The sequence below is a fragment of the Streptomyces sp. NPDC026515 genome, from assembly GCF_055567595.1.
The window spans coordinates 95,883-119,024 of record NZ_JBVHQD010000002.1 but is presented as its reverse complement, the minus strand read 5'-3'; the positions used below and the strand labels follow the sequence as shown (position 1 = coordinate 119,024).

Genomic DNA, 23,142 nt, shown 5'->3' with positions numbered 1-23,142 from the left:
TCGTATGCCTATGGCACCTAATATCTGTGCATGGCAGACGGTGGAGCGGTGAGACGCGTGACGCGCGGGGAAACGGGCGGTGCGACCGGTGGCGGAGCCGGGTTCTGGGCTCCGGGGAGCCAGATCCTGTGGCGGTACCGGGAGAACGCCGGGCACGGTTTCCACATCGCGCGCCCCGTCACCGTCGTCCGCGACGACGAGGAGCTGCTGGCGGTCTGGCTGGCACCCGGCACCGAGTGCGTCCGGCCCGTGTTCGCCGACGGCACGTCGGTCGGCGAGGAGCCGCTGGAGTCCCGGTACACCAAGCCGCGCACCGTGCGCCGCGGGCACTGGTTCGGCACCGGGGTGCTCAAGCTCGCCCGGCCCGGTCAGCCCTGGTCGGTGTGGCTGTTCTGGGAACCGGGCTGGCAGTTCAAGAACTGGTACGTCAACCTTGAGCAGCCACTGGCCCGTTGGGACGGCGGGGTTGACTCGGAGGATCACTTCCTGGACATCTCCGTGCATCCGGACCGCAGTTGGCGCTGGCTCGACGAGGACGAGTTCGCCCAGGCGCAGCGGGACGGCCTGATGGGCGCGGAGACGGCCGAACGGGTGCGGGCGGCGGGCCTGGCCGCGGTGACCGCCGTAGGGGCCTGGGAGCCGCCGTTCTCGGACGGCTGGCAGCACTGGCGCCCGGATCCGTCGTGGGCGGTACCGTCGCTGCCTGAGGACTGGGACCGTACGCCCGCGCACGTGTCCACATGAGACCCTTGATGCGCCCCCGGTGCACAACCGTAGGATCGTCCTCCGCAAGGGCGCGTTGAGCACAACTCCCGGAGCGTTCAGCCGGGCTTGACCGAACGTCACCGAGGGGCGGCAGGACGTGAGTGAGGGGTACGAGGGCAGCACCGGCGAGCGGGGCGCGGCCCGCAGACCGTCCGTCGGCGGTACAGGAACAGCCTCCAGCCACGCCGTAAATCCGTTCCTGGGCCACGTAATCCGGGTATCGGAGTCTCGGCGGGACCACCTGCGCGCCCGGCGCGCAGCCCCGGACGGACGGATTCGACACGCGTGACGGAGCACCCCACCTCCTACGAGCGCCCACAGCCGGGCGCCGACCCCGCGGAGGCCCGCGGGGCGCTCCTGCGTACCCCGCAACCGCCACCGCAGCCGCAGGCGGCGCCCCTCCCGCTCGGCGCCACCGCCTTACCGGCACAGGCCCGCGCGGGCGAGACGCCCTCCGGCCCCGGTACCAGCATGTCCAAGGAGCACTCCGTCAACGGCCCCGAGCACGCCCAGCCCACCAGCGCTGAGCCCGACCCACACCGGCCGCGCCCCACCCCGGAGGGCATTCCGCCGCAGCCCGGCGCCGAGCAGGAGCGGGTGGCCGGCACGAGCGCCCAGGAGCGCCGTACCGGACGCGGGCTGCCACCCGGACGGCCGATGCCGATGCGCCGGGACGGCGACCGGCTGCGCTTCGTGGGCGCCGCGACCCGCCGGATCGCCCGGGGCATCGACCTGGACGAGATCGTGATGGGGCTGTGCCGGGCGACCGTGCCGACGTTCTCGGACGCGATCCTGGTCTATCTGCGCGACCCGCTGCCGGTCGGCGACGAACGGCCGGTCGGCCCGGTGGTGCTGCGGCTGCGCCGTACCGACCGGATCCCGGAGGAACGGGACACCGACGGCTTCCCGCCGCTGCCCGCGCCGGAACCGGAACCGGCCGACATCGGTCTGTCCGCGCTCACGGCGGAGCTGTGCGAGGTACGGCCGGGCGGTGCCCTCAACGAAGTACTGCGGGGCGTACGGCCGGTTTTCGCCGACTCCCCCGCCGCGCGCACCGCGCTGCCCGAACTCCTCGGTGAGGGCGCCGAGGCCCTCGTACCCGGCGGACAGCACGCGATCCTCGCCCCGCTGCGCGGCCGGCGCCGGGTGATCGGCGCGGCGCTGTTCCTGCGCCGGCCGGAGCGGCTCGCCTTCGAGACGGACGACCTGCTGGTCGCCGCCCAGCTGGCCACGCACACCGCGCTCGGCATCGACAAGGCGGTGCTGTACGGCCGGGAGGCCTACATCGCCGACGAACTGCAGCGGACCATGCTGCCGGAGCACCTGCCGAGCGCCACGGGCGTGCGGCTGGCTTCGCGCTATCTGCCGGCCGCGGAGACCGCGCGGGTCGGCGGTGACTGGTACGACGCGATCCCGCTGCCGGGCAGCCGGGTGGCGCTGGTGGTGGGCGACGTCATGGGGCACTCGATGACGTCGGCGGCCATCATGGGGCAGCTGCGGACCACCGCGCAGACGCTGGCCGGGCTGGACCTGCCGCCGCAGGAGGTCCTGCACCACCTGGACGAGCAGGCGCAGCGGCTGGGCACCGACCGGATGGCGACCTGTCTGTACGCGGTGTACGACCCGGTGTCGCACCGCATCACCATCGCCAACGCCGGGCATCCGCCGCCGGTCCTGCTGCACCTGGGCGGGCACGCCGAGGTGCTGCGGGTGCCTCCGGGTGCGCCGATCGGGGTCGGCGGGGTCGACTTCGAGGCGGTGGAGCTGGACGCGCCGGCCGGGGCGACGCTGCTGCTGTACACCGACGGTCTCGTGGAGTCCCGGCTGCGGGACGTGTGGACCGGGATAGAGCAGCTGCGGGAGAAGCTCGCCGCGACCGCGCAGCTGACCGGGCCGGATCATCCGCCGCCGCTCGAAGCGCTGTGCGACGAGGTGCTCGACATGCTCGGGCCCGGTGACCGCGACGACGACATCGCGCTGCTCGCGGCCCGGTTCGACGGCATCGCGCCGAGTGACGTGGCGTACTGGTTCCTGGAGCCGGAGGACGCGGCGCCGGGGCGGGCCCGGCGGCTGGCCCGGCGGGCGCTGTCGCGCTGGGGGCTGGAGGAGCTGACCGACTCCGTGGAGCTGCTGGTCAGCGAGGTCGTGACCAATGCGGTGCGGTACGCGTCGCGGCCGGTGACGCTGCGGTTGCTGCGGACCGATGTGCTGCGCTGCGAAGTCGGCGACGACGTGCCGCAGTTGCCGCGGCTGCGGCAGGCGCGGGCGACGGACGAGGGCGGCCGGGGGCTGTACCTGGTGAACCGGCTGGCCCGGCGCTGGGGGGCGACCCGGCTGAGCACCGGGAAGGTCGTCTGGTTCGAGCTGAACCGCTAGGCCCGCAGGGCTCCGGGTCGTCGGGAAGCTGCGGACCGGCTGTGGCTGGTCGCGCAGGTCCCCGCGCCCCTGGGGGGCCGCGCCCGCGGAGCCCCGAGACACCGCCGGTCGCGTCCGCGCGGAAGCAGCCGCGCGTCGATACGGACCCGGCGCCCCACAAAGGGGGGCGGGTCCGTATCGCTCGTGCTCGGACGGCTACTGGAAGTCGTCCGCCGGGTCCAGCGGGTTGTCCGTGATGCCGCCCGTCGGGGTCTGGCTCGGGGTCTGCGACGGGGTCTGGGAAGGCGGCGCGGACGTCGTCGGAGTCTGGCTCGGGGTCTGCGACGGGGTCTGGGAAGGCGGCGCGGACGTCGTCGGAGTCTGGCTCGGGGTCTGCGACGGCGTCTCGGACGGGGTCGCGGACTTCGACGGGGTCTGCGACGGCCGGACGGCCGCGCCCAGGTCGGTGTCGAGTTCGAACTTGGCCTTCTTCGTGACGCCGAACGTGTACGTCGCCCAGATCTGCGCCGGGTAGCCGCCACCGTTGATCCGGCCGGTGCCGGGGATCAGACCGGTGGCGCCGGTGAGGGACACCTGGCTGTGCTTCTTGTAGTCCTCACCGAACAGACCCACCGAGGTCACCAGGTCGGGCGTGTACCCCGTGAACCAGGCCGACTTGTTGTTGTCGGACGTACCCGTCTTGCCGGCCACCTGCTGGCCCCTGCGCAGCGGGTTCTGGGCCACCGACACCTTCGCCGTACCGTCGTCGACCACACCGGTCAGGACCGAGGTCACCTGGTCGGCCGCGCTCTTGTTGATCACCTGCTCGCCGATCGGGTCCGGCGGGTCGATCTTGCGGCCGGTCTTCTCCGCCGACGCGAGGATGGTCGGGGTGACCTTCTTGCCGTGGTTGTCGAGGGTGGCGTACACCCCGGCCATCTCCAGCGGGCTCGCGCCCATGCTGCCGAGCGTCTGCGCGGGCACCGCCGGCAGGTCCGTGGTGTCCAGGCCGAGGTCGTCGGCGACCTTCATCACGTTCTTCATGCCGACGTCCACACCCATCTGTGCGAACACCGAGTTGACGGACTTGTTCATCGCCGTCTGCACGGTGATGTCGCCGTAGTCGGCGTCGTCCTCGTTGGGCGGCGAGAAGGCGATGTCGCTGCCCTTGACCGCGCGGCCGCTGGTGCCGTCGTAGATCGTGTTGGCGTTGATCTCCTTGCCGTCCTGCGTCTTGGCGTCCTGGTCCAGCGCGGCGGCGAGGATGATCGGCTTGAAGGTCGACGCCGGCTGGTAGTCGGCGCGGGTGGCGTTGTTGGTGTAGTGCTTGTAGTAGTCGACGCCGCCGTACAGGGCGAGGATCTTGCCGGTCTTGGGGTCGACGGAGACGGCGCCCGCCTGGACGTTCTTGTCCACCGTGCGCTTCTTGCCGTCGAGCTTGCTGGTGAGCTGGCCCTTGACCGCCGCCTCCAGCTTGGTCTGCTTCTTCGGGTCGATGTTGAGGGTGATCGTCCAGCCCTGGTCCACGACCTGGGCCTCCGCCTCGGAGCGGGTGAGGCCCTGGTCCTTCATCAGCTGGTTCTCCAGCTGGGTGTTGGCCAGTTCGACGAGGTAGCCCTTCTGGCCCTCAAGGCCGGCGGCGGCCTTCGGCTCCTTCGGAATGGGGAACTTCATGGTGTCGCGCTTGGACTTGTCCAGCCAGCCCTGGCCGACCATGTTGTCGAGGACGTAGTTCCAGCGCTGCTGCACCAGCTTCTTGCCGATGGGGCCCGCCACCGCCCAGTCGTACTGGCTGGGCGCCTGGAGCAGCGCGGCCAGGTAGGCGCCCTGCTCCACCGAGAGGTCCTCGGCGTCGACGCGGTAGTAGGCCTGGGCGGCGGCCTGGATGCCGTAGGCGCCGCGGCCGTAGTAGCTGGTGTTGATGTAGCCCGCGAGGATGTCGTCCTTGGACGTCTCCCGGTCCACCTTCAGCGAGATGACCAGTTCCTTCAGCTTGCGCGTGACGGTCTGGTCCTGGTCGAGGTAGTAGTTCTTGACGTACTGCTGGGTGATCGTCGATCCGCCCTGGGTGCCGCGGCCCCGCGCGGTGTTGTAGAGGCCGCGGGCCATGCCCTTGAGGTCGATGCCCGAGTCGCTGTAGAAGGTCTTGTTCTCGGCCGCGACGAAGGTGTGCTGGACGTCCTTCGGGACCTTGGACAGGTCCACGATCTCCCGGTTGACGGTGCCCTTGCGGGCCAGGACCGAGCCGTCGCTGTACTTGTAGACGTTGCTCTGGGTCTGCGCGAGCGCGTTGCCCTCGGGGACGGACACCATCACGTACAGCAGGATGAACGCGCCGATCCCGAGGAGACAGACGCCGAAGAACGCTCCGAGCATCTTCTTCCAGGTGAACAGCCGGCGTATCCGGCCCTTGGCGGGCTTGCCGCCCTTGGCCGGCTTGCCCTTCGCGGCGGCCTTGCGGCGCTCCGCGCGGGTGCCCCCCTCGGCCTGCGCCGGCTGGACCGCCGTCGCGGTGCCGCCCGGGGCCTCGGGCGAGTCGTGCGCGGGCTGCGGCGACGAGCGGGGCCTGGGCGCGGCACGGCGGCCGCCGCGCTGTCGCGCTTTTCTCTCTTCCGCTCGTCCCATGAGTCCGTCTGCTCCGCTTCGTCTCGGCTGTCACACGTGTGTACGGGCATCACACAAGTACGTGGCTCAGGTCAGCTCCGAAAACTAACACCGCCCTCTATGACAAAGAGCAGACGATCCGCCCTTTACGGACGTGACAATCAGCACCCCGTACCAACGGAACCGACGATCGGGAGAGGCAGAGGGTTGCCTGGGCGCATAAAGTGCTATCACTTAGATAGAAGAAAGTCAGCAGAGCGATAGACAGCTCCTCAAGGGGGAAACCATGTCCGTTCACGACACCGCGGCGACCGCCGACGTACCCGAGATGCCGGCCCCGCGCGTACGGGAGTTCGCCGCGCACAGCATCGGCGGCGGACTCGCCCTGCTGCTGGGCCTGCTGGGGTTGCTCGCCGCCGTCGCGTTGTTCGTGGCCGCCTCCGTGAACCCGGGCTTCGCGCTCGCAGGGGCCGCCGTCCTCGTCGCCTCCGTCATCGCGATGCGCGGCCTGAACACGGTGGCGCCGGGCGAGGCGCGGGTCGTGCAGCTCTTCGGGCGGTACCGGGGCACGATCCGGCAGGACGGGCTGCGCTGGGTCAACCCCTTCACCTCGCGGACGAGGATCTCCACCCGGGTCCGCAACCACGAGACCCCCGTCCTCAAGGTCAACGACGCCTACGGCAACCCGATCGAGCTCGCCGCGGTCGTCGTCTGGAAGGTCCAGGACACCGCCCAGGCCGTCTTCGAGGTCGACGACTACACGGAGTTCGTCGCGACGCAGACCGAGACCGCGGTCCGGCACATCGCCATCGAGTACCCGTACGACGCCCACGACGAGGACGGGCTCTCGCTGCGCGGCAACGCCGAGGAGATCACCGAGAAGCTGGCCGTCGAACTCCAGGCGCGGGTGGAGGCGGCCGGCGTGCGGGTCGTGGAGTCACGGTTCACGCATCTCGCGTACGCTCCCGAGATCGCCTCGGCGATGCTCCAGCGGCAGCAGGCCGGGGCGGTGGTGGCCGCGCGGCGGCAGATCGTCGACGGGGCGGTGGGCATGGTCGAGGCGGCGCTCGCGCGGATCGCCGAGCAGGACATCGTGGAACTGGACGAGGAGCGCAAGGCGGCGATGGTGTCCAACCTGATGGTGGTGCTGTGCGGGGACCGGGCACCGCAGCCGGTGCTCAACACCGGGACGCTGTACCAGTGACGGACTCGCCCGAAGGGGCACCACGGCGTCGGCCGCGGCAGCGCAAGCAGGTGCTGCTGCGGCTGGACCCGTCCGTGTACGACGCGCTGGCGCGGTGGGCCGGCGACGAGTTGCGGTCGGCCAACGCGCAGATCGAGTTCCTGCTGCGGCGCGCGCTCGCGGAAGCCGGCCGGCTTCCCGGCGGGACGGACCCCCTCCCCCGCAGAGGCCGCCCCCCTGGCGGTTCCACCCCCGGCCCCCCGTCCGCCTGAACGCCCCTCCGCGCCACCCGACTCGGACCGGCTCCCGCCCGGCCTTGCCGTTGCCCCCCGCGTCCCCTGCTCCAGCGCGAGCACGGCAACGTGTCGCACAACCGTGACAAACAGCTCCGAGCTGCACGTTCGCACGCCCCGCCATGATCTCCACACCGTGCGTATACATCGTGCGTATACACCGTGTGTAGAGTGCTGTCATGTCCATCGGTCACACCCTCCTGGGGCTCCTGGAGTCCGGCCCGCGTCACGGTTACGACCTGAAGCGGGCCTTCGACGAGAAGTTCGGTCACGACCGGCCGCTGCACTACGGCCAGGTCTACTCGACGATGTCCCGCCTGCTGAAGAACGGGCTCGTGGAAGTCGACGGCATCGAGGCCGGCGGCGGCCCCGAGCGGAAGCGGTACGCCATCACCGACGCCGGCGTCACCGACGTCGAGAAGTGGCTGGCGACTCCGGAGAAGCCGGAGGAGTACCTCCAGTCGACCCTGTACACCAAGGTCGTGCTCGCCCTGCTGACGCACCGCGACGCCGGCGACGTCCTCGACGGCCAGCGCTCCGAGCATCTGCGCAGCATGCGCATCCTCACCGACCGCAAGCGCCGGGGCGACCTCGCGGACCAGCTCGTCTGCGACCACGCCCTGTTCCACCTGGAGGCGGACCTGCGGTGGCTCGAACTGACCGCCGCCCGTCTCGACAAGCTCCGCACGGAGGTGACCAAGTGACCGCTCCCGCTGGTTCACTGCTCGCGGCCGAGGGGCTGCGCAAGGCCTACGGCCCCACGCTCGCGCTCGACGGGGCCGGGTTCTCGATACACCCGGGCGAGGTCGTCGCCGTGATGGGTCCGTCCGGCTCCGGAAAGTCGACCCTGCTGCACTGCCTCGCCGGGATCGTGACGCCCGACTCCGGCTCCATCCGCTACGCCGGGCGCGAGATGGCCACCATGAACGACACCGAGCGCAGCGCCCTGCGCCGCAGCGACTTCGGGTTCGTCTTCCAGTTCGGCCAGCTGGTCCCCGAACTGACCTGTGTGGAGAACGTGGCGCTGCCGCTGCGGCTGAACGGCACCTCCCGCAAGGAGGCCGAGAAGGCCGCGCTCGGCTGGATGGAGAAACTGGAGGTCGACGACCTGGGCCGCAAGCGGCCCGGCGAGGTCTCCGGCGGCCAGGGGCAGCGGGTCGCGGTGGCCCGGGCCCTGGTGACCGAGCCCCGGGTGCTGTTCGCCGACGAGCCGACCGGCGCGCTGGACTCCCTCAACGGCGAGCGCGTGATGGAGCTGCTGACGGACGCGGCCCGCTCCACCAGCGCGGCCGTCGTACTCGTCACGCACGAGGCCCGGGTGGCCGCCTACTCCGATCGCGAGATCGTCGTACGCGATGGCAAGTCCCGGGACATGGAGCGGGCGGTATGAACGTCAGGCAGTGGTCCAGGGACCTCGGCCTGGGGGTCCGGTTCGCCTTCGGAGGCGGACGCGAGGGCTGGTTCCGGGCCACGCTGACCGCCATCGGCGTGGGCCTGGGAGTGGCACTGCTGCTGCTCACCACCGCCCTCCCGAACGCGCTGGCCGTGCGCCACCAGCGGGATGTGGCACGGGCCGACTACACGTACGTCTACACGCCCGTGAAGGCGAGCGACAAGACGTTCGTCGTCGCGGACATCGAGACCCCGTACCACGGCAGGGACATCCGCGGCCGGATGATCCAGCGCGAGGGCGCGAAGGCCCCGGTGCCGCCCGGGCTCACCGCGTACCCGGCCGCCGGCGACATGGCCGTCTCCCCCGCGCTCAAGCGGCTCCTCGACTCCCCCGACGGCGCGCTGCTGCGCGCCCGGCTGCCGTACCGGATCACCGCGACCATCGCGGAGAGCGGGCTGACCGGCTCGCAGGAACTCGCCTACTACGCGGGCTCCGCCACCCTCGCCGGCCACATCGACCCGCCGAACGTGGCCCGGATCGACCACTTCGGCAGCCCCAGGTCGCCGGACGCGGAGACCGACCCGGTCCTCAGCCTGCTGATCCTCGTGGTGTTCGTGGTGCTGCTGATGCCGGTCGCCGTGTTCGTCGCGGCCGCCGTCCGCTTCGGCGGCGAGCGCCGCGACCGGCGGCTGGCCGCGCTGCGGCTGGTCGGCTCCGACGGCCGGATGGTCCGGCGGATCGCGGCCGGCGAGGCGATGGCGGGCGCGCTGCTCGGCCTGGTCTTCGGCGTCGGCTTCTTCCTGGCCGGCCGCCAGTTCGCGGGCAACGCCGAGGTGTTCGGCATCAGCGTGTTCCCGAGCTACCTCAACCCCTCGCCCGTGCTGGCCGCACTGGTGGCGGTCACGGTCCCGGCGGCGGCCGTGCTGGTGACCATGTTCACCCTGCGCGGGGTGGTCATCGAACCGCTCGGCGTGGTGCGGACGGCGAAGCCCAGGCGGCGCCGGCTGTGGTGGCGGCTGCTGCTCCCGGTGGCCGGTCTGGCGGCGCTGTACCCGATGGTCGGGCAGGGCCGCAGTGGCGGCGACTTCAACGAGTACCTGGTCACCGGCGGTGTCCTGCTGCTCCTGGTCGGCGTCACGGCGCTGCTGCCGTGGGTCGTGGAGGCGGTCGTCGCGCGGCTCGGCCGCGGTGCGGTGGCCTGGCAACTGGCCGTGCGCCGCCTTCAGTTGAGCAGCGGTACGGCGGCCCGTCTGGTCAACGGCATCGCGGTGGCGGTGGCCGGCGCGATCGCCCTGCAGATGCTCTTCTCCGGCGTCGAGGCGGACTACACCAAGCAGACCGGCAACGACCTCAACCGCGCGCAGATGGAGGTCCAGGTACTGAACGGCGTCCCGGTGCCCGAGGTGGCCAAGGCGATGGCCGGCACGAAGGGCGTGCGGAAGGTGGTCTCGATCGCCGACGGCGAGGTGGGCGACAAGAAGAAGGAGCCGCAGCAGACCGCCTCGGTGAGCGTCGGCGGTTGCGCCTCGCTGCGCGAGATCGCCACCCTGCCGTCCTGCCACGACGGCGACGCCTTCGTGCTGAAGGGCTCCGAGGCCGACTCCGAGACGGCGAAGATGCTGGGGGCCGGCGCGAAGCACGACCGGACGCTCTACCTCAACCCCGCCTACGACGGCCAGGACGACGGCCCCGTGAGCCCCTGGGCGGTACCGGCGGGGCTGAAGCAGGCGCACAGCCGCGAGGACCCCACCGGCTACAAGCGCAGCGGTTTCCTGCTCACCCCGGGCGCGCTGCCGCACGGTGCCAGCACCGCGGTGCGGGGCGTGGTCTACCTGTCCGTCGACTCCGGGGTGCGCGACGCCAACGAGTACGTGATCAACACGGCGACGCGGATCGACCCGCTCATGCAGGCGCAGACGCTGACCTCGTTCGAGCGCAGCGGTCAGTTCGAGTCCATCCGCACCGGGCTGTTCGTCGGCGCCGCCGCCGTCCTGGCCCTGATCGGCGCGAGTCTGCTGGTCGGTCAGCTGGAGCAGCTGCGCGAGCGCAAGAAGCTGCTGTCGGCGCTGGTCGCCTTCGGCACCCGGCGGCGCACGCTGAGCCTGTCGGTGCTGTGGCAGACGGCGATCCCGGTCGGGCTCGGTCTGCTGCTGGCCGGTGTGGTCGGGCTGACGCTGGGCTCGGTGCTGCTGAAGATGGTCGGCTCCTCCGTGCGGGTGGACTGGCCGGGCGTGGCGGCGATGACCGGCTTCGGCGCGGCGGTCGTCCTCGCGGTGACGCTGCTGAGCCTGCCGCCGCTGCTGCGCCTGATGCGCCCGGACGGGCTCCGCACGGAGTAGGGGTCACCCGTCGGCGCCGAGTACCCGGACGGGCAGCGGTCGCAGCGCCTCGCGCAACGCGTCCGCCAGCTCCCGGTACTCGGCGCCGCGCGCTGCCCCGGCGCGCATCGCGAGGGCGATCCTGCGGCTGGGGGCGGGCTCCGCGAAGGCACTGGTGAGCAGCCGGTCGCTGCGGCTGGTCTCGACCCTGACGGCGGTGTGCGGCAGCAGGGTGCAGCCGAGCCCGCCGGCCACCAGCTGGACGAGGGTGGCCAGGCCGGCGGCCGTGGTGGTGACCGGAGCGCCCTCCCGTGGCCCACCGCCCCCGTCGACCGAGGGGCCTCGCCCCGCCCCCTTGAATTCCCGCCCGGCCTCCCGGCAGATGTCCAGGGCCTGGTCGCGCAGGCAGTGCCCTTCGTCCAGGAGCAGCAGGTTCAGCTCCTTGAGGGCTTCGCGCGCAATGCCGGTCCGCCCGCCGAGCGGCTGGTCCAGCGGGGTGACGAGGACGAAGTCCTCGTCGTACAGCGGAAGTTCGCGGACACCCGGGATACCCAGGGGGACGGCGAGCAGCAGCAGGTCGAGGCGTCCGGCGGTCAGTCCGTCCAGCAGGCTGGCGGTCTGCTCCTCGTGGACCTGGAGATCGAGGTCCGGGTAACGGTCGTGGACCAGCCGCAGCACGGTGGGCAGCAGGTACGGCGCGACGGTCGGGATGACACCGAGCCGCAGCGCGCCGGTGAACGGCGCCCGCACCGCCTCGGCCTCCGCCAGCAGCGACCGCATCTCCTCCAGCACGGCCCTGGCGCGTACGGCCAGCCGCTCGCCGGCCGGCGAGAGCAGCACCTTGCGGGTGGTGCGCTCCAGGAGCGTGACACCGAGCGCCTCCTCCAGTGCCGAGACGGCTCCGGACAGCGCGGGCTGACTCATGCCTATTGCGGCGGCCGCGTCCCGGAAGTGGAGGTGTTCGGCGACGGCGGCGAAGGCACGCAGCTGGGCGAGACTGGGTTGCCGGCGCTTGCTCCCGGCACCGACACCGCTCCCCACGGGATTACCCACAGCCACTGATAGCCACCTCCGATCAACCCGACCGAGTGTAGCTATTTCAGGAATCAATGCACCTTGTGCCACGATCAGCGGCGTCCAACCCATCGGAGGCGACCCCGCGATCCGGGGTGCTTCCGCGCTGCAAGGAGAGCGTGTGCTCACTGTCGGTGACAAGTTCCCCGAGTTCGAACTGACCGCCTGCGTCTCGCTGGAGAAGGGCAAGGAGTTCGAGACGATCACCCACAAGACCCACCAGGGTTGGAAGGTGGTCTTCGCGTGGCCCAAGGACTTCACCTTCGTGTGCCCGACCGAGATCGCCGCGTTCGGCAAGCTGAACGAGGAGTTCGCCGACCGTGACGCACAGATCCTCGGCTTCTCCGGTGACTCCGAGTTCGTCCACCACGCCTGGCGCAAGGACCACGACGACCTGCGCGAGCTGCCGTTCCCGATGATGGCCGACTCGAAGCACGAGCTGATGCGCGACCTGGGCATCGAGGGCGAGGACGGCTTCGCCAAGCGCGCGGTCTTCATCGTCGACCAGAACAACGAGATCCAGTTCTCCATGGTGACCGCGGGCTCGGTGGGCCGTAACCCCAAGGAGGTCCTGCGGGTCCTCGACGCCCTCCAGACGGACGAGCTCTGCCCGTGCAACTGGACCAAGGGCGAGGACACCCTGGACCCGGTCGCGCTGCTGGCCGGTGAGTGAGTTGTCGCTCGACTCCCTCAAGTCCGCGGTCCCGGACTACGCCAAGGACCTGAAGCTCAATCTGGGTTCGGTCATCGGCAACTCCGAACTGCCGGCCCAGCAGTTGTGGGGCACGGTCCTGGCGACCGCCATCGCCTCCCGTTCCCCGATCGTGCTGCGCGAGCTGGCGCCCGAGGCGAAGGCGAACCTCACGCCTGAGGCGTACCGGGCCGCCAGGTCCGCGGCCGCGGTGATGGCGATGAACAACGTCTTCTACCGCACCCGCCATCTGCTTTCCGACCACGAGTACGGCACCCTGCGCGCGGGTCTGCGGATGAACGTCATCGGCAACCCCGGTGTCGACAAGGTCGACTTCGAGCTGTGGTCGTTCGCGGTGTCCGCGATCAACGGCTGCGGGATGTGCCTGGACTCGCACGAGCAGGTACTGCGCAAGGCCGGTGTCGGCCGTGAGGTGATCCAGGAGGCGTTCAAGATCGCCTCGGTGGTGCAGGCGGTGGGCGTGACGCTGGACGCGGAGAGCGTGCTCAGCGAGTTCGAGTAGCCGCCGTCGTCCCGTGGACCCCGCTCATCTCAATGGGCGGGGTCTTCCGCGTTCCCCGATCCCACCGCGGCCCCGACGGCCTCGTCCTCGATCGCCTCGGGCGCGGGTTCGGGCGGCTCCCCGCTCCCGTACCGCTCGTTCGAGTACTGGTGCAGATAGCTGACCACCGTGTTCGTCACCGCCACCAGCGGTACGGCCACCACCGCGCCGCCGATGCCGGCGACCAGCCCGCCGGCCGCGACCGTGAGGACCACGGCGAGCGGGTGCACGCGGACCGCGCGGCCGAGGATGAAGGGCTGCAGGATGTGGCCCTCGATCTGCTGCACCGCCAGGACGACGGCGAGGGTCATGACCGCGGTGAAGACGCCCTGGGTGACGAGCGCGACCACCACCGCCAGGGCGCCCGAGGCGACCGCGCCGACCAGCGGGATGAACGAGAACAGGAAGATGAAGACGGCGAGCGGGACGGCCATCGGGACGTCCAGGAAGTAGATGCCCAGGCCGATGAATATGGCGTCGATGAGGGCGACCAGGACCGTGCCGCGGACGTAGGCGGTGAGCGTGCGCCAGGCCCGCGGGCCGGCGCCGGCCACGCCGTCGCGGGCGGCGGCGGGCACGAGTTTGAGGAACCACTGCCAGATGCGCGCGCCGTCGTAGAGCAGGAAGAGTGTGGAGAAGAAGACCAGCAGGATGCCGGTCAGGGCCTCCACGACGACCTGGACGCCTTCCAGGCCGAACGAGGTGATCTGGTCGGTGTTGGCGCCGATCGCCTCGCGGAGGTTCTTGGCGATCTGGTTGATCTGCTTGTCGGTGACGTGGAAGGGGCTCTTCAGCAGCCAGTTGCGCAGGTCGTCGATGCCGTTCTGGACCTGGTCGGAGAGCGTGTCGATGTTCTCCATGACCTGCCAGGTCACGAACCAGCCCATCAGGCCGATCACCACGAAGCCGGAGATGGCGGTGAGCGCGGTGGCGGGCCCGCGGGGCATTCCGTAGCGGCACAGCCGGGCGACCGTGGGCTGGAGCAGGGCGGTGATCAGCAGCGCGATGACGAAGGCGAACACCACGAGTTGGACGGCGCTGATGACCCGCATCAGGATCCAGACCGTGCCGGCCAGCACCAGCAGCCGCCAGCCGGCCTCGGCGGCGACCCGCACGCCCCAGGGGATGGCCGTCACCGGGTCGGGACGCGGTGCGGGCTTCCGGGCGGACACGGGGGCGGAGGCGGGAGCCGCCGGCGCGGGAGCGGGGGCCGACTGTGCGGGCACCGCGGGCGGCTCGGCTTCGGCGTGCTCGCGCTCCACCTCGGCCCGCCGCTCGTCCAACCGCTCGCCCATCTCGCTCAGTCCGGCGCCCAGCCTGCCGAGCCACTCGGGCACTCGCGACATGATCCGCTCTCTTTCCCCGTGTCTCCGGGTGCTCCTCACCACTACCCCTGGAGTCGTTCGGTCCGACCGTACAGGGCGACAGCCCCTCCCCCTAGGACGGGGAGGGGCTGTCGGAGGTTGAGAGAAGCCGAGCGGCCTCTAGTACCAGCTGTTCGCCTGCCAGAACGACCACGCCTCACAAGGGCTGCCGTACCGGGAGTTCATGTAGTTGAGGCCCCACTTGATCTGGGTGGCCGGGTTGGTCTGCCAGTCGGCGCCCACGGAGGACATCTTGGAGCCGGGCAGGGCCTGGAAGAGTCCATAGGCACCTGAGGAGGCGTTGACCGCCCGGTAGTTCCAGCCGGACTCGTGGCTCACGATGTTGCTGAAGCACTGGTACTGGCCGCTGGCCACCATCTGCTGCGCCATCGCCTGGATCTGCGCCACGGAGTACGAGCTCTGGACCGCGAAGGTGACGGAGGAACGGCTGGCCGCTTCCTTCGCCTCGGCGCGCTCCTTGGCCTCCTTCGCCGCCTGCTCGGCCTCGGCCTTCTTGGCGGTCGCGGCCTTGGCGGCGGCCACCCGGGCTGCCTGCTCGGCATCCTTCTTGGCGGTCGCGTCGGCCTGGATGGCCACGGCGTCGGCCTGCTGCGTCAGGGACGCGGTCTGCACCGTTGCCTGCTGACCCGCGGGGATGTCCGCGAGGAGCGTGGTGTCGGCTGCCGTCGCCTCAGCGTCGTTGGGCTGTGCGACGCTGCCCGAGGCAACACCGACAACGCTTCCGACGGCGGTGACCGCGGTGGCCGAGGCCACTGCGAATCCCCGGACCGAAATCCGGCTCACACGGTTTCCTTCCAGCATCGCCCGCTTCGGTGACCCTGGCGGACGCAATCGTTCCCCTGACGCTGGCCTCCCAACTGCGGGGTCACGGGAGGCACGGGCCCGACGGGCGGCTCCCCGCTGGGGAGCGCCGTGCAGTGCTCGGGCGGCATACGACGTCGCTATGGAATTAGCTGTGATGCTTCCGTGTTGCCGTACCGCTGGGGGTACAGGTGTGTCGTATGCGGGGCCTGACAGGAGTGAGACTCTGCCGTAACCCGACACCGGGTGGCAATTCCGAGTTGCGTGTGAAAGCTCACATCCCGTTTCCCCCAGCGGATTTCAGGAAAGCCGCACGCACGAAGGCGCCGCCCGGCTAGGCTCAACGCCTTTGCCGGACGGCGCCAACGGACGGGTAATCAACCCAAGTTGGACACGGGGATCAGATGGATCAGATGTGTCCGTCCTCGAGCATTTCGGTCACAAGTGCGGCAATCTGCGACCTCTCGGACCGGGTGAGGGTGACATGCGCGAAGAGCGGGTGCCCCTTCAGCTTCTCCACCACGGCGACCACACCGTCGTACCGGCCGACGCGGAGATTGTCCCGCTGGGCCACGTCGTGGGTCAGAACCACCCTTGAATTGGCACCGATCCGGGACAGAACGGTCAGCAGGACGTTCCGTTCCAGCGACTGGGCCTCGTCCACGATCACGAACGCGTCGTGCAGGGAGCGGCCGCGGATGTGGGTGAGCGGCAGCACCTCCAGCATCCCGCGAGCGGTGACCTCCTCGATGACCTCGCGACTGGTGACCGCCGAAAGGGTGTCGAAGACCGCCTGCGCCCAGGGGCTCATCTTCTCGGACTCGGAACCGGGCAGATAGCCCAGCTCCTGCCCGCCGACCGCGTACAGCGGACGGAAGACCATCACCTTCTTGTGCTGGCGGCGCTCCAGGACCGCCTCCAGGCCCGCGCACAGCGCCAGCGCCGACTTGCCGGTGCCGGCCCGGCCGCCCATCGACACGATCCCGACGTCCGGGTCGAGCAGCAGATCGAGCGCGATGCGCTGCTCGGCGCTGCGGCCCTTGATGCCGAAGGCCTCCCGATCGCCGCGCACCACACGGACGCTGCCCTCGGCCGTCACCCGGCCGAGCGCCTTGCCGCGCTCGGACTGGATGGTCAGGCCCGTGTGCACGGGGAGGTCGGAGGCCTCCGGGACGTACACGTGCCCTTCCTCGAAGAGGATGTCCACCTGTTCGCCGGAGAGCGTCAGTTCGGACATTCCGTTCCAGCCGGAGGCGCCCGTGATGGCGAGCTCGGCGCGGTACTCCTCGGCCAGCAGGCCGACCGACGACGCCTTGATCCTGAGCGGGAGGTCCTTCGAGACGACGGTGACGTCGTATCCCTCGGCCTGCAGGTTGCGGGCCACCGCCAGGATGCGGGAGTCGTTGTCCCCCAGGCGGTAGCCGCTGGGCAGGACACTGGGGTCCGAGTGATTGAGCTCGACGCGGATCGTGCCGCCCAGGTCCCCGATCGGGATGGGCGCGTCCAGGCGGCCGTGCCGGACCCGGTAGTCGTCGAGCAGACGCAGGGCCTGCCGGGCGAAGTAGCCGAGTTCGGGATGGTGCCGTTTGGCCTCCAGTTCCGTGACCACCACGATCGGAAGCACGACCTCGTGCTCGTCGAAGCGGGTCATGGCGTTCGGGTCGGCCAGCAGGACGCTGGTGTCGAGAACATAGGTGCGCCGGTCGGACTTGCGGCGCGTTGTGCTGGTCACCACGGAAGGACGTACCCCCTCGGATGAGGTCGGGGAGCGACGAAGAGGAGCTGGACCGGTTGACGGCCGCCCTGCACGGGCCGAAAACCGGCCCCCCGCTGCTTCTTCCGTGCCGTGACCGCACGGTCGGGCTGGTGCAAAGGGCCTCCCGGGCGGACGACCCCGAGTCGCCCGCTGAGAACCGATGCCCGTGGTTCGGGCATCGACCTGCTTGCCTTATGCCCTCGAACATGCGCCGCCATGCCACGGTCTGCAACGACACGCAGGTGAACTCCGTGTTACCGGCGCCCCGGAATGGGTGATTTACGCCTCATGGGTGCGGTGGGGTCATTCAGCGTGGCGAGGAGGTCATCCAGCGTGGCGGCGGTGACGGGGGGCGTATGCCGTGTCGACGTCCGCCGTCACGATCACGTCACCCGCCGTAGCGGCGGTGGCGGGCCGCGTAGTCCCGCAGGGCGCGCAGGAAGTCGACCTTGCGGAACGCGGGCCAGAAGACCTCACAGAAGTAGTACTCGGCGTGTGCGGTCTGCCAGAGCATGAATCCGGACAGCCGCTGTTCCCCGCTGGTGCGGATCACCAGGTCCGGGTCGGGCTGGTCGCCGGTGTAGAGGTGCCGGCCGATCATGTCGATGTCGACGGAGTCGGCGAGGTCGCCCATCCCGATGCCCTTGTCCTGGGCGTCGAGGATCATCGAGCGGACGGCGTCGGCGATCTCCTGGCGGCCGCCGTAACCGATGGCGACGTTCACCAGTATGCCGTCGACGTGCGCGGTGGCCTCCTCGGCCTCCTTGAGCGCGGTCTGCATCGGGGAGGGCAGGAGGTCGGGGGTGCCGACGTGGTGGACCCGCCAGCGGCCGTCGGCGGCGAGGGTGCGGACGACGTCCTCGATGATGCCGAGGAGCGGGACCAGCTCCTCCGGGGGGCGGTTGAAGTTGTCCGTGGACAGGAGCCAGAGGGTGACGACCTCGACGTCGGTCTCGGAGCACCAGCCGAGGAACTCCTCGATCTTCTCGGCGCCGGCGCGGTGACCGTCGACGGGGGTGGAGCCGGCGGCCTTCGCCCAGCGTCGGCTGCCGTCCACGATGACGCCGATGTGCTTCGGCACCTGAGCGTGGTCCAGGTGGCCTTCCACCCGGCGTGCGTAGAGCCTGACGAGCAGGCCGCGCAGCTTGTCGCGCAGGTTCACTTGAGGTCCGCCCCTCGTGATTCGGATGCGGGAGTCCGCGTGATCGGGATGCGGGAGTCCGCGGGATGCGCATGCGGGAGTCCGCCCGCCGAAGCCTACCCCGGGGGGAGTTGGGGGAGGCGCGGGAGGGAGGGGCCTCCGGAGGCGGGGGTTCCGGTCGCCACCCGGCCGCGGGTCGTGTGGCTGGTCGCACCCCGGGCCGGGGGCACTGACACATGCGCCCCCGCGCCCGTTCGGGATACGGCGTCGGGGCCGTACTCGGAGGCCGGACTTCAGGGCCGGACCGCGCGCCGACGGAGGACGGGAAAAAAACGGGCCGGTCCGTGGGGGGGAGACGGACCGGCCCGAGGGGGGGGTTCCACCATAACCCTTCGTAAGTGATGCTGCGTGCATCGGCGTGCCACAACTACTCTCCGGAGTCGCCCGACGACGCCTCGGGAGGCCGGAAGCGTTGGATCCAGGGGCCCCCGATGGCCGATTCGCAGCGGAATCCCAGGGAAGGTGGCGGCATTCGGGGAGATCAAAAGGGTTTGGGCCATCCTGGGGGCGTCTCGGCGAGTTGTTCCACCGCCCCTCCGGCGGGCCACCCCGGCCGCGAACGACGGCTTGACGGGTGCCAGTAGGGCAATGCGGCACCGCGCAGCCCCCTCCACAGCACGGCGCCGCCCGCGCGGCTTTGCTCACGCGAATTACCTTGGTCTGAACTTACGTGAGCCGACGGATTGATACGGGACACCAGAGGTAACGATGTGAAAACGCCATGGAAATGACAGGTGAACAGAGAGGCCAAATGTTCACATATGTACAGATACAAGAAAGAGCGAACTACTTGCCATGGTTAGCCCAACGGTGTCATGAGACACCCCACGGTGATCCCGCAGGCTTCCCCGGCACCGCCCAGCCGTCCGCCCCCTCGAACGACCGTTCTTGGCCATTCTTCGGGACCTGGCATTCCAAGGCGGATGGATCAGGGCCGGAGCTCCGGCTTACGGGCGTCGAAGAGGTGCCTGGTGCTGTGCGCGACGAAGGGTCCCTCCGCCTCGATCCGCCGGTGCAGGGAGCGGAGTTGGGGCTCGTACGCCTCGGCCGTGAAGCCGGGGACCATCCATACGACCTTCCGCAGGAAGTGCACGACGGCGGCGATGTCGTGGAACTCCATCCGCAGCCGTTCGGCCCGCAGGCTCACGACCTCCAGCCCGGCCGCCTGGGCCCCGGCCCGCTCCCGCTCGGGATGCCGGCCACCGCGGACCGGCTCCGGCTGCGGCCCGAGGAAGTACTCCACCAGCTCGAAGGCGCTGGCGGGCCCCACGTGCTGGGCGAAGTACGTGCCCCCGGGACGCAGCACGCGCGCGATCTCGGGCCAGTGCGCGCGCACCGGGTGCCGGCTGAGCACCAGGTCGAAGGACTCGTCGGCGAACGGCAGCGGGGCGTCCTCGGCCGAGGCGACGACCACGACACCGCGCGCACTCAGCAGAGCGCTCGCCTTACGGACGTTCGGCGCCCAGCCCTCGGTGGCGGCGAGCAGCCGCGGCCGTGCGGAGCCGTTCACGGCGGCCGTGCCGAGCGCGAAGTCGAGCACCTCGCCACCGCCGGTCTGGACGTCGAGCGCGGCGGTGGCCCCGGCCAGCCGTGCGCCGGCCGCGCGGGCATAGCCCCAGGTGGGACGCGCCTCGGTGGCCCGGCCCTCGAACCAGGAGAAGTCCCAGCCTTCGGTGGGCACGGCGGCGCCCTCGGCGACGAGGTCCTCGAAGGTGCGGTGCGTCTGATCGGCCATGGCCCGCATGATCCCAGCACATCGTCGGTGCCCGCTGCTAATTTCGCCCACCATGACGACGACCGAGGACACCTCTACCGCCGGTGAGAAGGAAATCCTGCACGCGAGCCTGGACCGGCACCGGGACGCGGTGCTGTGGAAGCTGAAGGGCCTCGACGACGAACAGCTGCGCCGCCCGATGACTCTGTCCGGGACGAACCTGCTGGGGCTGGTGAAACATCTGGCGTCGGTGGAGTACGGCTGGTTCGTGGCGAGCTTCGGCGCCGAGGTCGAGCCCCTCTGGTTCGACCCGTACACGGACGACGACCTGTCGGTCGGCCCCGGCGAGACGACCCGGCAGATCGTCGAGTTCTACGGCCGTGCGCGCGCCGCCTCCGACGCGGTGATCGCCGGGCGGCCCCTGGACGCGCTGGGCCGGCCGGACTGGCGGGACCATCAGGTCTCCCTGCGCTGGGTGCTGGTCCACATGATCGAGGAGACCGCCCGGCACGCCGGGCACCTCGACATCCTGCGGGAGCTGATCGACGGGGCGACGGGCGATCACCAGCGGCCGGTGCCCGAGGACACCGCCTGACCGGGCCGGACGGCGGCCGTGCCGGACGGCTCACGGCACGAGCGGCCGGACCTCCTCGGCGGTGAACCGTACGAAACCCTCGGGATCGGGTTCGTCCGCCGTCGGCTGGAGGATGACGGTGTCGGCGCCGGCCTCGGTGAGCCGCCGTACGGCTTCGGCGACGGCGCCCGCGTCTCCGGCGACACCGAGATCGGGGACGGACTCCAGGCCCTCCGCACCGAGTTCGGCACGGAGCCGGGCGGCCGCGTCGGCCCCGGTGGCGGTGAGGAGATAGACGACGACCTCGTGCGGCTCCTCCCCGCTCCGCCCGGCGGCGGCCCGTCCCTCCTCGATGAGCCGCCGCGCCCGGCGGACACCGTCGGGCGGGGTGGCTGCGGTGAGGATCGTCCCGTCGGCGGCCTCGCCGGTGAGACGGAGGGTGCGGGGGCCTTCGGCGCCCGCGAGGACCGGGACGGGTCCGGCGGGCGGCCAGTCGAGCGCCACGTCGTCGAGCCGGACGTAGCGCCCGTCGACGGTGAGCCGCTCGCCGCGCAACAGCGCGCGCAGGGCGTCGAGATACTCGCGGAGCAGGGTCAGCGGGGACTCGGCGCGGGCACCGACCTGGCCCATCCAGTCCTGCACGCCGTGGCCGACCCCGAGGACCACGCGCCCGGGGAACATCCGGTGCAGCGCGGCGGCCTCCATCGCGGTGATCGCGACGTTCCGCAACGGCACGGGCAGCAGCCCGACCCCGATCCGCACCCGCTCCGACCATGCGAGGGCAGCGGCGGCTGTGGAGATCCCACCTTCCCGGAAACAGTCCTCCCAGAGCCACAGCTCCTCCAGCCCGGCCCCCTCCGCGACCCGAACCACGGCACGGAGTCGCTCGGGCGGCAGCTGGGGGCGGAATACGGCGCCTAGTGCGGTCATGGGACCTTCCTAACCGGAGGACCGGGAAGGCCACAACCGCATGGACCGAAGTCAGGCCTCACGGCGTCGCCGACTGCGGGTCCGGCAGCCGTACTCCTGCGCGGCGAACGCGTTGCCGCGCGGGCTTCCCCGGCCTCACGGTCGAGTCTGCGTGCGCGCCGCTGGAACTCCCCGAGTTTCCCGGCCCACAGCCACAGTTGCTTCGCGGCCTCGTCAGTCTGGTGACCTTGGAGTGCGCAGCCTGCGGTGGATGTCGTGCACCAGTTCCGTGCTGCCGGGCGCGTAACTGAAGCCGAGATGCGGTCAGGGATTCGTGGCTGTCACTTGTTCCCGTTCTTCCCCCTCGCCCTGTCCAACGCCTTCTCCAGGGCCACGTCCGGATGCCACGTCACATGGGTCCCGTGGGTCGACGGCCGACGGCGTGCTCCCCACGCTGTCCACGAGCCGTTTCGCGCATGTGCGGACGGCTGCGAGCATCACTCGTCCGTATTGCGGATACGGTCGATTCGAGGAACCGCTACGAGACCGGCGAGGGGCAGGCCATGAGGCGCTGGCAGGACGGACGAGGAAGTCTGGTCATCCATGGCGACGAGGACCCGGTCACCGTCCCGCTGGAGATCGCCACGTCCTACCGGGCCCGCGCAAAAGGCCTGTTGGGGCGGGACTCGCTCGACGGGGCGATGCTGCTCTCCCCCGCCGGCAGCATCCACACGTTGCGGATGCGGATGCCGATCGACGTCGCCTATCTGGACCGGCGGCTGACCGTCATCGCCCTGCGCACCATGCCGCCGGGGCGCCTGGGGCTGCCGCGCCCGCGGTCCCGGCATGTGCTGGAGGCGGAGGCCGGGACCATGGCGGGGTGGGGTGTGCGGGTGGGGACGCGGGTGAGCATAGAGACAGAGGCCGAGTAGCCGCTCACCCGGTCCTCGGGAACGTCACCTCCACGCGACGGTTCTTCTTGCGGCCCTGCTCCGTGGAGTTGTCGGCGATCGGGTACTGCTCGCCGTAGCCGCGGACGTCGAAGGTGATGTTCGGGTCGTTCAGGTCCTGGTCGAGGACGCTCTGTACGGCGTTGGCGCGCTGCCGGGAGAGGACGTCCCCGTGGGCCGAGGAGCCCAGGTTGTCCGTGAAGCCGAAGACGCGCACCTGGGTGGCGTTCTGCTTCCTGATCTCCTCCGCGATCGTGTCGATCCGCGCCTTGGCCGCCGCGCTCAGCTTGGAGCTGTCCTTGCTGAACAGCACCTCGGCCTGGAGGGCGAACGTCACGTCCGCGTTGGTGTCCTCACGGCGCTCGTCGCCGCTCTGGTCCTCCACGACCGACTTGATGTCCAGGACCTTGGGATCGGCGAGGGTGGCGCCTTCGGGGAGCTTGAGGTCGGGGTCCGTCGGGTCGATCCTCACGGGCGCGGAGGCGGAGGGCTCGGTGCCCGGGGGAACGCTCGGGTCACCGCCGTCGGCACGGGCGGCCGTCGCGCCGTAGAGATTCGCGGCCAGGAGGAGCGTGGCGGCGCCCAGGGTCAGGGGGAGGCGTGGTGTGGTCACG

Annotated in this window: 20 protein-coding genes; 11 read left to right on the top strand and 9 right to left on the bottom strand. The window is 70.8% G+C overall.

The features are described 5' to 3' along the window. Positions 1 to 30 precede the first annotated feature (30 nt). Positions 31 to 744 carry a cytidylyl-2-hydroxypropylphosphonate hydrolase gene (gene fomD, locus ACZ4O3_RS03980; RefSeq protein WP_362729398.1) on the top strand — a complete coding sequence of 238 codons (714 nt, stop codon included), beginning with the start codon at positions 31 to 33 and terminating at the stop codon, positions 742 to 744. A gap of 306 nt (positions 745 to 1,050) precedes the next feature. Beyond that, positions 1,051 to 3,141 (top strand): SpoIIE family protein phosphatase, encoded by a 2,091-nt coding sequence (locus ACZ4O3_RS03975; RefSeq protein WP_467721079.1) that lies wholly within the window; start codon positions 1,051 to 1,053, stop codon positions 3,139 to 3,141. 195 nt (positions 3,142 to 3,336) lie between these two features. On the opposite strand, the gene ACZ4O3_RS03970 is transcribed toward ACZ4O3_RS03975, so the two are convergent. Beyond that, complete coding sequence (locus tag ACZ4O3_RS03970; RefSeq protein WP_362725716.1) at positions 3,337 to 5,745, bottom strand: transglycosylase domain-containing protein; 2,409 nt, start codon at positions 5,743 to 5,745, stop codon at positions 3,337 to 3,339. Between the two features lie 265 nt (positions 5,746 to 6,010). On the opposite strand from ACZ4O3_RS03970, the gene ACZ4O3_RS03965 reads away from it, so the two are divergent. The 5 genes from ACZ4O3_RS03965 to ACZ4O3_RS03945 all read left to right on the top strand — a co-directional run bounded on the left by ACZ4O3_RS03965 (position 6,011) and on the right by ACZ4O3_RS03945 (position 10,932). Continuing rightward, complete coding sequence (locus tag ACZ4O3_RS03965; protein WP_467721078.1) at positions 6,011 to 6,928, top strand: SPFH domain-containing protein; 918 nt, start codon at positions 6,011 to 6,013, stop codon at positions 6,926 to 6,928. Further along, on the top strand, positions 6,925 to 7,179 hold the full coding sequence (locus ACZ4O3_RS03960) for a type II toxin-antitoxin system antitoxin (RefSeq protein ID WP_467721076.1): 255 nt from the start codon (positions 6,925 to 6,927) through the stop codon (positions 7,177 to 7,179). The genes ACZ4O3_RS03965 and ACZ4O3_RS03960 overlap by 4 nt, the downstream gene beginning before the upstream one ends. Before the next feature lie 200 nt (positions 7,180 to 7,379). Further along, a complete protein-coding gene (locus ACZ4O3_RS03955) occupies positions 7,380 to 7,904 on the top strand; it encodes a PadR family transcriptional regulator (RefSeq protein ID WP_362725725.1) in 525 nt (174 codons plus the stop codon). Then, the gene (locus ACZ4O3_RS03950; protein ID WP_362725728.1) at positions 7,901 to 8,590 is read left to right on the top strand and encodes an ABC transporter ATP-binding protein; all 690 of its coding nucleotides are present in this window, start codon (positions 7,901 to 7,903) and stop codon (positions 8,588 to 8,590) included. The genes ACZ4O3_RS03955 and ACZ4O3_RS03950 overlap by 4 nt, the downstream gene beginning before the upstream one ends. After that, positions 8,587 to 10,932 carry an ABC transporter permease gene (locus ACZ4O3_RS03945; protein WP_467721074.1) on the top strand — a complete coding sequence of 782 codons (2,346 nt, stop codon included), beginning with the start codon at positions 8,587 to 8,589 and terminating at the stop codon, positions 10,930 to 10,932. The genes ACZ4O3_RS03950 and ACZ4O3_RS03945 overlap by 4 nt, the downstream gene beginning before the upstream one ends. A gap of 3 nt (positions 10,933 to 10,935) precedes the next feature. Here the strand turns inward: ACZ4O3_RS03945 and ACZ4O3_RS03940 are convergent, their stop codons facing one another. Next, positions 10,936 to 11,970 carry a LysR substrate-binding domain-containing protein gene (locus ACZ4O3_RS03940; RefSeq protein ID WP_467721072.1) on the bottom strand — a complete coding sequence of 345 codons (1,035 nt, stop codon included), beginning with the start codon at positions 11,968 to 11,970 and terminating at the stop codon, positions 10,936 to 10,938. Between the two features lie 136 nt (positions 11,971 to 12,106). On the opposite strand from ACZ4O3_RS03940, the gene ACZ4O3_RS03935 reads away from it, so the two are divergent. Both ACZ4O3_RS03935 and ACZ4O3_RS03930 read left to right on the top strand, forming a co-directional pair. Continuing rightward, positions 12,107 to 12,658 carry a peroxiredoxin gene (locus ACZ4O3_RS03935; protein ID WP_362721727.1) on the top strand — a complete coding sequence of 184 codons (552 nt, stop codon included), beginning with the start codon at positions 12,107 to 12,109 and terminating at the stop codon, positions 12,656 to 12,658. A 1-nt stretch (position 12,659) separates the two neighbouring features. Further along, the gene (locus ACZ4O3_RS03930; protein ID WP_362721742.1) at positions 12,660 to 13,199 is read left to right on the top strand and encodes an alkyl hydroperoxide reductase; all 540 of its coding nucleotides are present in this window, start codon (positions 12,660 to 12,662) and stop codon (positions 13,197 to 13,199) included. 29 nt (positions 13,200 to 13,228) lie between these two features. Here the strand turns inward: ACZ4O3_RS03930 and ACZ4O3_RS03925 are convergent, their stop codons facing one another. The 5 genes from ACZ4O3_RS03925 to ACZ4O3_RS03905 form a co-directional block, all read right to left on the bottom strand. Continuing rightward, on the bottom strand, positions 13,229 to 14,584 hold the full coding sequence (locus ACZ4O3_RS03925) for an AI-2E family transporter (protein WP_362721729.1): 1,356 nt from the start codon (positions 14,582 to 14,584) through the stop codon (positions 13,229 to 13,231). 138 nt (positions 14,585 to 14,722) lie between these two features. Beyond that, the gene (locus ACZ4O3_RS03920) at positions 14,723 to 15,406 is read right to left on the bottom strand and encodes an aggregation-promoting factor C-terminal-like domain-containing protein (protein WP_362721732.1); all 684 of its coding nucleotides are present in this window, start codon (positions 15,404 to 15,406) and stop codon (positions 14,723 to 14,725) included. Positions 15,407 to 15,833: 427 nt separating this feature from the next. Continuing rightward, on the bottom strand, positions 15,834 to 17,159 hold the full coding sequence (locus ACZ4O3_RS03915; protein ID WP_362721734.1) for a PhoH family protein: 1,326 nt from the start codon (positions 17,157 to 17,159) through the stop codon (positions 15,834 to 15,836). Positions 17,160 to 17,568: 409 nt separating this feature from the next. Next, complete coding sequence (locus ACZ4O3_RS03910) at positions 17,569 to 18,342, bottom strand: isoprenyl transferase (protein ID WP_362721737.1); 774 nt, start codon at positions 18,340 to 18,342, stop codon at positions 17,569 to 17,571. A gap of 967 nt (positions 18,343 to 19,309) precedes the next feature. Then, on the bottom strand, positions 19,310 to 20,116 hold the full coding sequence (locus ACZ4O3_RS03905; RefSeq protein WP_467721071.1) for a class I SAM-dependent methyltransferase: 807 nt from the start codon (positions 20,114 to 20,116) through the stop codon (positions 19,310 to 19,312). 52 nt (positions 20,117 to 20,168) lie between these two features. On the opposite strand from ACZ4O3_RS03905, the gene ACZ4O3_RS03900 reads away from it, so the two are divergent. Beyond that, complete coding sequence (locus tag ACZ4O3_RS03900; RefSeq protein ID WP_467721070.1) at positions 20,169 to 20,690, top strand: DinB family protein; 522 nt, start codon at positions 20,169 to 20,171, stop codon at positions 20,688 to 20,690. A gap of 30 nt (positions 20,691 to 20,720) precedes the next feature. On the opposite strand, the gene ACZ4O3_RS03895 is transcribed toward ACZ4O3_RS03900, so the two are convergent. Beyond that, positions 20,721 to 21,599: an LLM class flavin-dependent oxidoreductase gene (locus tag ACZ4O3_RS03895; RefSeq protein ID WP_467721069.1), complete on the bottom strand. Its 879-nt coding sequence runs from the start codon at positions 21,597 to 21,599 to the stop codon at positions 20,721 to 20,723. A gap of 542 nt (positions 21,600 to 22,141) precedes the next feature. Between ACZ4O3_RS03895 and ACZ4O3_RS03890 the strand changes: the two genes are divergently transcribed. Beyond that, entirely contained in the window at positions 22,142 to 22,510 is a 369-nt protein-coding gene (locus ACZ4O3_RS03890) for a DUF192 domain-containing protein (protein ID WP_467721068.1), read from the top strand. A 4-nt stretch (positions 22,511 to 22,514) separates the two neighbouring features. Here ACZ4O3_RS03890 and ACZ4O3_RS03885 read toward each other — a convergent pair whose 3' ends face one another. Continuing rightward, positions 22,515 to 23,141: an OmpA family protein gene (locus tag ACZ4O3_RS03885; RefSeq protein WP_362716175.1), complete on the bottom strand. Its 627-nt coding sequence runs from the start codon at positions 23,139 to 23,141 to the stop codon at positions 22,515 to 22,517. Position 23,142 lies beyond the last annotated feature (1 nt).

Bases quoted from the DNA above. Each gene is read 5' to 3' on its own strand.
- fomD (WP_362729398.1), top strand. From the start codon at position 31: ATGGCAGACGGTGGAGCGGTGAGACGCGTGACGCGCGGGGAAACGGGC.
- ACZ4O3_RS03970 (WP_362725716.1), bottom strand. From the start codon at position 5,745: ATGGGACGAGCGGAAGAGAGAAAAGCGCGACAGCGCGGCGGCCGCCGT.
- ACZ4O3_RS03965 (WP_467721078.1), top strand. From the start codon at position 6,011: ATGTCCGTTCACGACACCGCGGCGACCGCCGACGTACCCGAGATGCCG.
- ACZ4O3_RS03955 (WP_362725725.1), top strand. From the start codon at position 7,380: ATGTCCATCGGTCACACCCTCCTGGGGCTCCTGGAGTCCGGCCCGCGT.
- ACZ4O3_RS03945 (WP_467721074.1), top strand. From the start codon at position 8,587: ATGAACGTCAGGCAGTGGTCCAGGGACCTCGGCCTGGGGGTCCGGTTC.
- ACZ4O3_RS03925 (WP_362721729.1), bottom strand. From the start codon at position 14,584: ATGTCGCGAGTGCCCGAGTGGCTCGGCAGGCTGGGCGCCGGACTGAGC.
- ACZ4O3_RS03905 (WP_467721071.1), bottom strand. From the start codon at position 20,116: ATGGCCGATCAGACGCACCGCACCTTCGAGGACCTCGTCGCCGAGGGC.
- ACZ4O3_RS03900 (WP_467721070.1), top strand. From the start codon at position 20,169: ATGACGACGACCGAGGACACCTCTACCGCCGGTGAGAAGGAAATCCTG.
- ACZ4O3_RS03895 (WP_467721069.1), bottom strand. From the start codon at position 21,599: ATGACCGCACTAGGCGCCGTATTCCGCCCCCAGCTGCCGCCCGAGCGA.
- ACZ4O3_RS03890 (WP_467721068.1), top strand. From the start codon at position 22,142: ATGAGGCGCTGGCAGGACGGACGAGGAAGTCTGGTCATCCATGGCGAC.